This window comes from Trinickia sp., assembly GCF_036503415.1.
GTDB lineage: Bacteria > Pseudomonadota > Gammaproteobacteria > Burkholderiales > Burkholderiaceae > Trinickia.
The window spans coordinates 1-11953 of sequence record NZ_DASXWY010000042.1; the positions used below are offsets into that span (position 1 = coordinate 1).

10 protein-coding genes are annotated in these 11953 nt (G+C 62.0%); 1 reads left to right on the top strand and 9 read right to left on the bottom strand.

Translation table 11 applies throughout. From position 1 onward, the window contains the following. Positions 1-7: 7 nt before the first annotated feature. The 4 genes from VGL01_RS06395 to VGL01_RS06410 all read right to left on the bottom strand — a co-directional run bounded on the left by VGL01_RS06395 (position 8) and on the right by VGL01_RS06410 (position 3684). Positions 8-733 (bottom strand): amino acid ABC transporter ATP-binding protein, encoded by a 726-nt coding sequence (locus tag VGL01_RS06395; protein ID WP_331568017.1) that lies wholly within the window; start codon positions 731-733, stop codon positions 8-10. Positions 734-777: 44 nt separating this feature from the next. After that, positions 778-1437: an amino acid ABC transporter permease gene (locus VGL01_RS06400; RefSeq protein WP_331568018.1), complete on the bottom strand. Its 660-nt coding sequence runs from the start codon at positions 1435-1437 to the stop codon at positions 778-780. 47 nt (positions 1438-1484) lie between these two features. Then, the gene (locus VGL01_RS06405) at positions 1485-2282 is read right to left on the bottom strand and encodes a transporter substrate-binding domain-containing protein (RefSeq protein ID WP_331568019.1); all 798 of its coding nucleotides are present in this window, start codon (positions 2280-2282) and stop codon (positions 1485-1487) included. 163 nt (positions 2283-2445) lie between these two features. Then, positions 2446-3684, bottom strand: coding sequence for a MalY/PatB family protein (locus VGL01_RS06410; RefSeq protein ID WP_331568020.1), 1239 nt, complete (start codon positions 3682-3684; stop codon positions 2446-2448). Positions 3685-3808: 124 nt separating this feature from the next. Here VGL01_RS06410 and VGL01_RS06415 point away from each other — a divergent pair, with 124 nt between their 5' ends. Then, the gene (locus VGL01_RS06415) at positions 3809-4705 is read left to right on the top strand and encodes a LysR family transcriptional regulator (protein WP_331568021.1); all 897 of its coding nucleotides are present in this window, start codon (positions 3809-3811) and stop codon (positions 4703-4705) included. Between the two features lie 75 nt (positions 4706-4780). Here VGL01_RS06415 and hydA read toward each other — a convergent pair whose 3' ends face one another. From hydA to VGL01_RS06440, 5 genes are all read right to left on the bottom strand, one after another. Continuing rightward, complete coding sequence (hydA, locus tag VGL01_RS06420; RefSeq protein WP_331568022.1) at positions 4781-6232, bottom strand: dihydropyrimidinase; 1452 nt, start codon at positions 6230-6232, stop codon at positions 4781-4783. 62 nt (positions 6233-6294) lie between these two features. After that, positions 6295-7806, bottom strand: a complete 1512-nt coding sequence (locus tag VGL01_RS06425; RefSeq protein WP_331568023.1) for an NCS1 family nucleobase:cation symporter-1 — start codon at positions 7804-7806, stop codon at positions 6295-6297. Between the two features lie 91 nt (positions 7807-7897). Then, the gene (preA, locus tag VGL01_RS06430; protein ID WP_331568024.1) at positions 7898-9190 is read right to left on the bottom strand and encodes an NAD-dependent dihydropyrimidine dehydrogenase subunit PreA; all 1293 of its coding nucleotides are present in this window, start codon (positions 9188-9190) and stop codon (positions 7898-7900) included. Between the two features lie 47 nt (positions 9191-9237). After that, positions 9238-10611, bottom strand: a complete 1374-nt coding sequence (locus VGL01_RS06435) for an NAD(P)-dependent oxidoreductase (RefSeq protein WP_331568025.1) — start codon at positions 10609-10611, stop codon at positions 9238-9240. Positions 10612-10680: 69 nt separating this feature from the next. Then, on the bottom strand, positions 10681-11952 hold the full coding sequence (locus tag VGL01_RS06440) for a Zn-dependent hydrolase (RefSeq protein WP_331568026.1): 1272 nt from the start codon (positions 11950-11952) through the stop codon (positions 10681-10683). Position 11953 lies beyond the last annotated feature (1 nt).

The following is an 11953-nucleotide window of genomic DNA, read 5'->3' on the forward strand; positions in this document are numbered from 1 at the left end:
GAGAGTATCAATGCAGGACCTTCGCAAGAAAGTCCCGAGCGCGCTCCGATCGAGGCGTATCGAAGAAGCTGTCCTTGACACAGTCCTCGACGATCACGCCGGCATCCATGAAAAGCACGCGATCGGCGACCTTGCGCGCAAAACCCATTTCATGCGTCACACAGACCATCGTCATACCGTCTTGTGCGAGCTCGATCATCACGTCCAGGACCTCGTTGATCATCTCCGGATCGAGGGCCGACGTCGGCTCGTCGAACAGAATCGCCGCGGGGTCCATCGACAATGCACGGGCGATGGCGACACGCTGCTGCTGTCCGCCCGACATTTGCCCCGGAAACTTTCGAGCGTGCGACTCGAGCCCCACCCGATCGAGCAGCATCATCGCCTTCACGTCGGCTTCTTCGCGGGATCGCCGGAGCACCTTCATCTGCGCCAATGTGAGGTTCTCCAAAATGCTCATATGCGGGAACAGCTCGAAATGCTGAAAGACCATTCCGACCCGGGTACGCAGTGACGTCAGATCCGCTTTCGAATGTCCCACGCTGACGCCGTCGACGGTGATCGAACCTTGCTGGAAAACCTCCAGCCCATTGATGGTCTTGATGAGCGTCGACTTTCCCGATCCCGAAGGCCCGCAGACGACCACGACCTCGCCTTTTTGAACTCGCGTCGTGCAGCTATCGAGTACGCGATGCTGGCCGTACCACTTTGAAACGTTATCGATGTCAATCATGTCGTGTTACCCGATCTTAAGGTTGCTTGCGGGCCGGCTGGCATCTAGTGACGGCTCTGCAAGGCGAAGCGCCCTTCCAAGCGATTCTGGACCCCCGCCAGCAGCGAACTCAGCACCCAATACAGCGCGGCCGCCGCGAGGTACAACGGCAACGGCTGAAATGTCGTTGCAATGACCTCCTGCGCGGAACGCAGCAACTCCGTCACCGTGATCACGGAAACGAGCGACGTGTCCTTGATCAGACTGATGAGCGTGTTGCCCATGGACGGCACCGCAAGGCGCAGCGCCTGCGGGCCGACGACGTACCGCAACGTCTGGAAATAGGTGAGCCCCAAACTGTGGGATGCGCTCCATTGGCCGCGCGGGATGCCCAGAATCGCACCGCGCATGCTCTCGGACAGGTAGGCCCCCGCGTTCAACGTCAGTGTCAGAATTCCCGCCGTCGTCGGCGACAGCGATATGCCGACATCGGGCAGCCCGTAGTACACGACGAACATCTGCACAAGCAGCGGCGTGCCGCGCATCACACTGACGTAGGCTTGCGCGACCCGATCGAGATAGCGATTGCCGCTGATTCTCAACACCGCGGTGAGCGCACCGACCAGGAGCCCGAATGCCATCGCCGCGACCGCAAATTTCACGGTCAAAAGCGCACCCATCAATAACACGGGGGCCGAGTTGACCACCAAATCGAATCGATCCATCTCTTCACACTCCAGCAAACAGCCGCGGCCGGCCAGGCGCCAATTCGTCAATTACCGACCGGATGAGCGACATCCACGCCGAACCACTTCTTGGAAATCGCAGCGAGCGTCCCGTCGTTCTTCATGGTCGTCAGTGCCTCGTTTACCGCGGCCGAGAACTTGGGATTTCCTTTTTTGAACGGAATACCGATTTCATCGCTGGTATTCTTCAGGAGCCCGCCTCCACGAATCGGCACGTGAGAAGTCTTGATCAGATACGGCACGAACAGGCGGTCATTCAGATACGCGTCGGCTCGACCGCCTACGAGATCGCTGAGCGCTTCGGACATTCCGGGGTACGTCTGCACGATGATGCCGGGAACCGACTTTGCCAGGTCGGCAAAGTTCGAACCGAGTGTCACGGCGACGCGCTTACCCTTCAGTTCGTCGAGACTCTGATACTCGGTCTTGTCGTCCTTTCTTTCCAGGACTTGGACGGCTGAATAAGCGTACGGAGGACTGAAGTCCAGCGATTCGCGGCGCTTTTGCGTGATGGTCACCTGATTCACGACCACGTCGAACTTGCCGGCCTGCAGGCCGCCGATCAGCCCCGACCACTCCCCCGTATAGAAGTCCGGTTTGACGCCGAGCTTCGCGGCCAGCGCTCGTGCGACATCGACGTCGAAGCCCTGCAATCTTCCCTGCGAGTCTCGATAGTCGAACGGAGGATAGGTTCCCTCCATGCCGATCATCAACGTGCCCCGAGCCTTGACGGCATCAAGCAGGTCTTGCGCAAAAGCACCGAACGACATAGACGCCGCCGATATCGAGAGCGCTGCAAAAAGAATGGCTTTCCGGATCTTCACGATTTTGTCTCCAACGTTATATGAATAGCCCATGAACGACAGACGAATACGTTTCGATTCATCCATCCACAGGCGGGTACTACAAAACAACGCACAAAGCGCTCATGCGCCTTATCGACGTCAACCTCCGATCGATCGGGTCCTTACGCCTCAGCCTTACGCCTCAGCCTTCCGTCACCGCAGCCGCGAGCCGCACAATCGCTTCGTCGACCGTCGCGCGAGGGCAGCCGAGGTTCACGCGCATATAGCCGTGCCCTTCCCTACCGAACTTCTGCCCCTTGTCGAGCCAAAGCCTCGCCTTGGTCAGCATGAATTTATCGAGCGCGTCGGCGTCCATTTCCAACCCTCGGCAGTCCATCCAGGCCAGATAGAGAGAATCCGCGGGCAGCACCTTGAGCTTCGCCGTCATCTCGTTGACGGCGTTGCGAAAGTGAGCGTGGTTCGCGCGCAGATAGCTCAACATCTGTTCGAGCCACGGCTCGCCGTGCGTATAGGCTGCTTCCGCCGCGACCATTCCCAACGTGTTGACGAGCGGGAACATGTTTCTGTCGTACTGCCGGAGCAGTTCGGCGCGCAGACGCCGGTTCGGAACGAATACGTTCGCGCTTTGCAAACCAGGCAGGTTGAAGGTCTTGCTGGGCGCCGTGCAGGTGATGCTGTTCTGCGCGAACGTTTCGCCGAGCGAAGCAAACGGAATGTGCTTTTTCGCGGGGTTGACGATCAGGTCCTGATGGATTTCGTCGGAGACGACGAGCACGCCATGCCGAAGGCAAATTTCCCCCATGGCGCGCAACTCGCCCTCGGACCACACATTACCGGTCGGATTATGGGGATGGCTAAGGATGAAGAGCTTCGTGTTATCCCGGATCGCCGCTTCGAACGTCTTTTCGTTGAAGCGATAACCCGTTTCCGTTCGTTCGAGCGGCGCGAAAGCCAGATGGCGTCCGTTCATCAGGACGTCGTTGTGGAAATGCGCATAGACCGGCGGCTGAATCAGCACTGTGTCGCCCGGCGACGAAAATGCCTGCACCGCAGTCTTCAGCGTGGTGATGATGCCGGACGTCTGCACCACCCATTCTTTGGGGACGTCCCAGCCGAAACGCTTGGCCTGCCAGCCGACCACCGCCTCGACATAGCTGTCGGTGGCGCCGCCCGGATAGCCGAAGATGCCGTGCTCGACCGCTTCGTGAAGCGCCTCGATCACGGGGTGGGGCGCGCGGAAATCCATATCGGCAACCCACATGGGCAACGGATCCGCAGCGAATTCATCTGCTGAAAGCAGCTTTTCGGCAATCGCCCATTTCATCGAGTTCGACTTCTTGCGATCGGCAACTTGATCGAATATGCAAGCAAGGTTTTCCGTCGAAGCGTCGTCTCTGATCTCTCTGGAACATGCCTTCACTATTTCTTCCTCGTTTCAATATGACGGCACGCGGTCACGCGGCCATGAATTTCGGTCAGAATAGCAACGCACGTCCATGAGCAGAAATGGTATGTTTTCATGGAACAATGAATGGAGATCATGGATGCTAGACCGCCAACAGCTCGCTATCCTGCTGGAAGTCGATCGGCTAGGCAGCGTCACCGCAGCCGCGGAACGGCTCAACGTCACACAGTCCGCGCTGTCGCACACGATCCGAAAGATGGAAGAGCAGCACGGCGTCAAGATCTGGACGAAGAGCGGGCGCGGGCTGCGCTTTTCTCAGGCCGGGGAGTATCTGCTCGCTTTGGCGCAGCGCGTGTTGCCCCAAATCGATCACGCCGAGCGCGTGTTGGTGGATTTCGCCGAAGGTCGGCGCGGCGCACTGCGCGTCGGCATGGAGTGCCATCCCTGCCAAAAGTGGCTATCGCGGCTCACGCCCCGTTACCTTGCCGCCTGGCCGGACGTCGACTTCGACGTGCGCACAGCGTTCCGCTTCGACGGCGTTGCGGCACTTGCCGGCCATGAGATCGACCTGCTCGTTACGCCCGATCCCATCGATTTACCGGATATTCGCTTCACGCCTGTCATCGACTACGAGCTCGTCCTGGTCGTGCACGAAGCGCATCCGTTGGCTGCGCGTGCCTTCGTTCAGCCTCGCGACCTGCGCGACGAAGAACTGATCACCGTTCCCGTCAGCGAAGACCGGCTCGACATCTATACGCGCTTTCTCATCCCGGCTCATTGCAAGCCGAGGAACCGTAGAACCGCGGAAGCGACCGATCTTATGCTCCAACTCGTCGCCGCGGGGCGCGGCGTTTCGGTGCTGCCCGACTGGCTCGTTCACGAAGAGGGCGCCGATTTCCCGATTCGAGCCGTGCGGCTTGGCAAGCGCGGCATCGGCAAGAGCATCAATTTGGGTATCCGCCGCGGAGAAGAGGAAATCGGATATATCGCCGGCTTCGTGGCAATCGCGCGCGAGATGCGCGTTAGCCGAGCTTGATCGCCCGGCGTGTTCCGTCGCCGCATCCGAGGTTTGACGCACGTCCACACGGCAACACCGCCTACGCGTCAGTCTTCAGCGCGCCACCGGTGCCGGTTCCTTGAGCCGGTTCGCCACACGTATGGCGTCGAAATAAGCGGGATTCGGCGGCCGTTTCAGATAACGGCCCTGCCCGCGCCGCGCCCGCAAATCGCCATCGGCCCACGCCAGCTCGCCGCGCGCGATCGTGTACGTAGCCACACCTTCGACCGTGATCCCTTCGAATACGTTGAAATCGACGTTCTGATGGTGCGTGGCCACTGAAATCGTTCGGCTCCCCTGCGGGTCCCAGACCACGAGATCGGCATCGGCGCCCTGCACCACCGCGCCTTTGCGCGGATAAAGATTGAAAATCTGCGCGGCGTTCGTCGACGTCACACGCACGAACTCATTCGGCGTGAGGCGCCCCATGTTGACGCCGTAATGCCAGAGCACCGACATGCGGTCTTCCACGCCGCCGCATCCGTTCGGAATTTTTGTGAAATCGTCCCGCCCCATCGCCTTTTGCGACGCACAGAACACGCAATGATCGGTCGCAGTCGTCTGCAGATGACCGGCCTGCAATCCATGCCAGAGCGCATCGCGATGCGCCTGCGTGCGAAACGGCGGGCTCATGACGTGCGCGGCCGCACGTCCCCATTCGGTATCCCGGTACACCGATTCGTCGATGACGAGATGCCCCGCGAGCACTTCGCCGAACACGCGCTGGCCCTCGCTGCGCGCGCGGATAATTGCATCGAGCGCATCCTTCGCCGACACGTGCACGATGTAGACCGGCACGCCCAATACCTGCGCGATCCGTATCGCGCGGTTGGCCGCCTCGCCCTCGACCTCGGGTGGACGCGAAAGCGGATGGGCCTCCGGTCCGGTGAAGCCGCGAGCGAGCAATTCGCGCTGCAGCCGGAACACGAGTTCGCCGTTCTCCGCGTGCACCGTCGGCAGCGCTCCGAGCTCGAGCGCGCGCATGAAACTGTTCACGAGCACTTCGTCGTCGGCCATGATCGCGTTCTTGTAGGCCATGAAGTGCTTGAAACTCGAGACGCCATGCTCGTGCACGAGCGTGCCCATGTCCCGATGAACCGATTCGTCCCACCACGTCACCGCGACGTGAAAGCCGTAATCGGCCGCGGCCTTCTCGGCCCAGCCGCGCCAGTCCTCGAACGCGCTCAGGAGGGGCTGCTGCGGATTCGGAATCACGAAATCGATGATGCTCGTCGTGCCGCCCGCCAGACCGGCTGCCGTCCCCGTGAAGAAGTCGTCGCTGGCCCGCGTGCCCATGAACGGCAACTCCATATGCGTGTGCGGATCGATGCCGCCCGGCATCACATACTGCCCGCCCGCATCGATGACGGTCGCGTCAGCCGGCACATCGAGATCGAGCCCAATCTGCGCGATCGTGCCGCCCGCCGCACTGTCGTGGCACAGCACATCGGCCCGATAAGTGTCGTTCGCGTCGACCACGGTGCCACCGCGAATCAGGATTGCCATTTCGATGTCTCCTGTTCCATGCCATGTCGTCAATGGAAGTTGACGCTGATGTCTTCGTGCCGCTATGCCCGGGCGATGCGTGGATTCGCCCGATCGCCGAGCCGCATCCACACGCCGTAGACGAGCGCGGCCAACACGAGCCCGACGAACCACGCATACGTATACAGTTCCTTGAACATATCGGGCACATTCGGAAATGCCGCGGGAAATGCGGTGTTGAGAAAGCCAGGCAGGTTGGGCAGCACGCCGATCAGCAGCGCCGCGACAGCCGCGGGATTCCATCCGCCCGTGTACGAATATTCGCCATGCTCGTCGAACAGCTCGCCGTGATCGAGCCGGGTACGTCGCACGAGAAAGTAGTCGACCATCATGATGCCCGCCACCGGACCGAGCAGCGCCGAGTATCCGACCAGCCATGTGAAAATGTAGCCCTGCGTGGTCGCGAGAATCTTCCAAGGCATCATGACGATTGCAATCGTTGCGGTGATCAGGCCACCGGTCTTATATGACACTGCTCGCGGCCAAAGACTCGAGAAATCGTACGCCGGACCGACGAGGTTGGCTGCGAGATTGCAGCACATCGTATCGAGCGTGAGGATGATCAGCGCGAGCCCGACGCCGATACCGGTCATGCGGCTCGTCAGATCGATCGGGTCCCAGATCGCCTTGCCGTAGATGACGACCGTGGCCGAGGTCACCACCACCGAGATGACGGAGAGCAAAGCCATCGGTAACGGCAGGCCAATTGCCTGCCCCACCATCTGGTCGCGCTGTGTGCGCGCAAAGCGTGTGAAATCGGGAATGTTCAGCGCCAGCGTGGCCCAGAACCCGACCATCGCAGTCAGGCTCGGCCAGAACGTCGCCCAGAATTGCCCGGCCTTCTTGCCGCCCGCCACGAACTGGGATGGCGTCGACAACATCGAGCCGACACCGCCCGCTTTGGACGTCGCCCACCAGACGAGCGCTACGCACATCACGACCTTGATCGGCGCGGACCAACTTTCGAGCCAGCGGATCGAATCGGTGCCGTTGACGATGAAGTAGATCTGGATGCCCCAGAAAAACAGAAAGCAGGCCGCCTGCCCTGCCGAAATGCCGAGCACCGCGATCGGCGCGCCTTGCAAGCTGTTGCCGGTCAGGATGTTGAGCAGCGTATAGATCGCGCTGCCGCCGAGCCAGGTCTGAATCCCATACCAGCCGCAGGCGACGATCGCACGCAATAACGCAGGCAGTTTGGCGCCTTGTGTACCGAACGAGGCGCGCACCAGCACGGCGTAGGGAATCCCGTGCTTCGCACCCGCATGGCCGATCAGCAGCATCGGCACGAGGACGATCACGTTGCCGAGCAGTACGGTCAGCACGGCTTGCCACGGCGACATGCCCTGATCGGTCAACCCGGCCGCCAGCATGTACGAGGCGATGTTCATCACCATGCCAACCCATAGCGCCGCGAAGTGATACCACTTCCAGGTTCGGCGAGCCGGGTCGGTCGGCGCGAGGTCGTCGTTGTAGAGCGGGCTCGCAGCCAAGCCCGGCTGCATGACGGCATCGCTGCTTCCTACGGACTGATTCATTGGGTTCTCCCGTCGTCGCCTGCGTGTCATGTACACGCACCGACTATCAAATGACCGGCGCGCCGTCTCATGCGGCGCGTCCGGGCTCGCGTCAGGCCGCTTGAGCAGGAACGCCGGCCTCGTCCTGCGTGCGCGCCGGGTTGTTCGGATGCGCGGTCCAATTGGAATAGGCGCCACTGTCGACGCGCTCCATCGTGATGCATTGATCGACCGGGCAGACGTGCATGCAAAGATTGCACCCGACGCACTGGTCGTCGATCACCTCGAAATGGCGCACGCCGTCCTTTTCTCGTGTAATGGCCTGATGCGAGGTGTCTTCACAGGCGATATGGCAGAGCCCGCATTGGATGCAGCGCGACTGATCGATGCGCGCCTTGATGTCGTAGCTCATGTTCAGGTACTTCCAATCCGTCACGTTCGGCACCGCACGGCCGCGGATGTCGTCGAGCGTCGCGTAGCCCTTTTCATCCATCCAGTTCGAGAGCCCATCGGCAAGATCCGAAACGATCCGAAAGCCGTAATGCATCGCGGCGGTGCAGACTTGCACACTGCCGGCGCCCAGCACGATGAACTCGGCCGCGTCGCGCCATGTCGTGATACCGCCGATGCCAGAAATCGGCAAACCCGGCGTCTCGCTGTCGCGCGCGATTTCGGCCACCATGTTGAGCGCGATCGGCTTCACGGCCGGGCCGCAATAGCCGCCGTGCGTGCCTTTGCCGTCGACGGTCGGCATGGGTGCCATCTGATCGAGATCGACGGCGACAATCGAATTGATCGTGTTGATCAGCGATACGCCATCGGCACCGCCCTTGAATGCGGCGCGCGAGCCGAGGCGGATGCCGGTGATGTTGGGCGTGAGCTTCACGAGGCACGGCAGCCGCGTACCCTCCTTGACCCAGCGCGTGACCATTTCGATGTATTCGGGCACCTGACCGACGGCGGAGCCCATGCCGCGTTCGCTCATACCATGCGGGCACCCGAAATTGAGTTCCACGGCATCGGCGCCGGTATCTTCGACACGCGGCAGAATCCATTTCCAGTCCTGCTCGTTGCAAGGCACCATCAACGAGACGATCAGCGCGCGATCGGGCCAATCGCGCTTGACCTGCTCGATTTCGCGCAGATTGACCTCGAGCGGGCGATCGGTGATCAACTCGATATTGTTGAGCCCCGCGATGCGCTGCCCGTTCCATTGCACAGCGCCGTAGCGCGAGCTGACGTTGACGACATGCGGATCGAGACCGAGCGTCTTCCAGACTACACCGCCCCAGCCCGCCTCGAAGGCGCGGTTGACGTTGTAGGCCTTGTCGGTTGGCGGAGCCGAAGCAAGCCAGAACGGATTCGGCGATGAAATGCCTGCAACGGTGCAGCGAAGATCGGCCATGGCGGGCTCCGTGGGGCGAAGGCTGGGAAAGAATCGGGCTGAGCGCGTCAGGCCGCGTGCTTGGCCGTGCGGGCGAAATACCGGTCCATCGAGTCGGCCGCAAGCTTGCCGTCCTGCACGGCCTGGACCGTCAGATCGAGCCCTTCACGTGCGGCGCAGTCGCCGCCGGCCCAGACCTGCGCAAGCGAGGTACGGCGTTCGGCGTCGACGACGATGCGCCCGCCATCGAGCGCGAGAATCTCGCGATCGATGCCGTCAGCGACAAGCTTCTGTCCGATCGCCTTCAGTACCATGTCGGCCTCGATGGCGAAACGCTCGCCCGTGTCGATGAGGCGGTGCGATTCGTCTTCGCGGGTGCGCTCGAATTCCACGCCGGTCACATGGCGTCCGTCGCCGTCCGCAATGAGGCGCAGCGGCCGCGCGCACAGCACGATCGTTACGCCTTGCTTTTGCGCGAATTCGCGCTCGGCCCACGTCGCACTCATCGCCTCCACCCCACGCCGGTAGACCATCGTCACGCTCTCGGCACCGAGCTTGCGGCTTTGCACCGCGGCGTCGACAGCCGTATTGCCGCCGCCGATGACGACCACGCGACGGCCGACGGGTAAGGTCGATTTGTCCTTTGCCTGGCGCAGCCGCGCGATGAACGCGATGGCGTCTTCGACGCCGACCAGCCCTTCGCCCTCGATACCGACCGCCTTGACACCCGCGAGCCCCACTGCCAGAAAGACCGCGTCATGCTGCTGACGCAACTCCGCCAGGTCGATGTCACGCCCAAGCGCTGCACCGGAGCGCCATTCGATGCCGCCGACCGAAAGCAGCCATTGCACCTCGCGCTGCGCGAAGTCGTCGACTGTCTTATAGGCGGCAATGCCGTATTCATTGAGCCCGCCTGGCAACGCATGCGCATCGAAAATCGTTACGCGATGGCCCGACAGTGCAAGACGATGCGCACAGGCGAGCCCGGCCGGTCCCGCACCGACCACGGCGATGCGGCGCCCCGTATCGGGTGCGCGCGCAAAGAGCGGCTCGCCGCGGGCCATGGCCCAGTCCGTCGCATGCCGCTGCAACGCGCCGATCCGTACCGGTTCGTTGTCCTGATCGTTTCGAACGCACGCGCCTTCGCACAGAATCTCGGTCGGGCAGACCCGCGCGCACATGCCGCCGAGCGGGTTGGCCGACAGAATATCGCGCGCCGCGCCCTTCAGGTTCCCATTGCCGATCTTGCGAATGAATCCGGGGATGTCGATTTGCGTCGGACAGGCATGCACGCAGGGTGCGTCGTAGCAATAGTGGCAGCGGCTGGCCGCAACTGCTGCCTCCGTGGCGTTCATGAGTGGCGCGATATCGGCGAACTCGCAAGCCAACTGAGCCGAGTCAAGCCGGCCGGCGGCAATATCGCCGGTTTTCTTGATGGTCATGCGTGCTCCTTCGCAAGAGGGACGACAGGACTGGACGACGTGAAACAGCAGCCGATCAAACCGCGTGCGTCAGACGGCCTCGCATGCGCGCTCGAGCATCGCGTGCAACAGCACGTTCGCTCCCGCCTCGATCCATTCGGGCGTGGCATCCTCGATTTCGTTATGGCTGATGCCGTCGACGCAGGGCACGAACACCATCGACGTCGGGGCCACCTGTGCGAGATAGCAGGCGTCGTGTCCGGCGCCCGACACCATGTCGCGATGCGAATAGCCGAAGCGCTGTGCGGCACGTCTAACCGATTCGACGCAGGCACGATCGAACGCAACGGGTGCGTAATAAAAGATTTGGTCGAGCGCGGTTTCGAGACCAACACGGTTGGCGATGTCGGCTACGCCCTGGCGCAGCTCGGCGTCCATTTGCGCGAGTACGGCATCGTCGGGATGGCGAAAGTCGACAGTGAAAAAGACGCGCCCGGGAATGACGTTGCGCGAGTTCGGATAAACCTGCATCATGCCGACCGTTGCGCAGGCAAGCGGTGCATGAGCCAGCCCGATCCGGTTGACCAGATCGACGACGCGTGCGGCCCCGAGCAGCGCATCGCGGCGACGCGGCATCGGCGTAGGGCCCGCATGTGCCTCCTGCCCGGTCAGCACGATTTCGTACCACCGCTGCCCTTGCGCATCGGTGACGACACCGATCGTCTTGTCCTCGGCCTCGAGAATCGGGCCCTGCTCGATATGCAGTTCGAACGCCGCGTGGATCGGCCTGCCGCCGCAGGGCACGTCGCCCGCATAGCCGATCCGCTGCAGTTCCTCGCCAATCGTTTTGCCCTCGATATCTTTGCGCGAGAGCCCGTACTCGAGCGTAAAAACGCCGGCGAATACGCCTGAGGCCACCATCGCCGGGGCAAAGCGCGAGCCTTCCTCATTGGTCCAGATGACGGCCTCGACCGGATGCTCCGTTTCGATGCGATGATCGTTGAGCGTGCGAATCACCTCGAGCCCGCCGAGCACGCCGTAAATGCCGTCGAACCGGCCGCCGGTGGGCTGCGAATCGGCATGCGAGCCCGTCATGACCGGGGCGGCGTCGGGATGACGGCCCGCGCGCCGCATGAAGACATTGCCCATCTGATCGACGCTGACCGTACAGCCGGCTTCCTTCGCCCAACTGACGATCAGATCGCGCCCTTGCCGATCGAGATCGGTCAGCGCAAGGCGGCATACACCGCCTTTCGCTGTCGCGCCGATCTTCGCCATCGTCATCAGGCTGTCCCACAGGCGCTGGCCGTTGACCTTCATCGACGTATCGATGCCGCGCTCTGTCATTGCACTCGTGCTCATC

Excerpts from the sequence above, each read along its gene's own strand:
- VGL01_RS06415 (WP_331568021.1), top strand. The coding sequence starts at position 3,809 with ATGCTAGACCGCCAACAGCTCGCTATCCTGCTGGAAGTCGATCGGCTA.
- VGL01_RS06395 (WP_331568017.1), bottom strand. The coding sequence starts at position 733 with ATGATTGACATCGATAACGTTTCAAAGTGGTACGGCCAGCATCGCGTA.
- VGL01_RS06440 (WP_331568026.1), bottom strand. The coding sequence starts at position 11,952 with ATGAGCACGAGTGCAATGACAGAGCGCGGCATCGATACGTCGATGAAG.
- hydA (WP_331568022.1), bottom strand. The coding sequence starts at position 6,232 with ATGGCAATCCTGATTCGCGGTGGCACCGTGGTCGACGCGAACGACACT.
- preA (WP_331568024.1), bottom strand. The coding sequence starts at position 9,190 with ATGGCCGATCTTCGCTGCACCGTTGCAGGCATTTCATCGCCGAATCCG.
- VGL01_RS06425 (WP_331568023.1), bottom strand. The coding sequence starts at position 7,806 with ATGAATCAGTCCGTAGGAAGCAGCGATGCCGTCATGCAGCCGGGCTTG.
- VGL01_RS06435 (WP_331568025.1), bottom strand. The coding sequence starts at position 10,611 with ATGACCATCAAGAAAACCGGCGATATTGCCGCCGGCCGGCTTGACTCG.
- VGL01_RS06400 (WP_331568018.1), bottom strand. The coding sequence starts at position 1,437 with ATGGATCGATTCGATTTGGTGGTCAACTCGGCCCCCGTGTTATTGATG.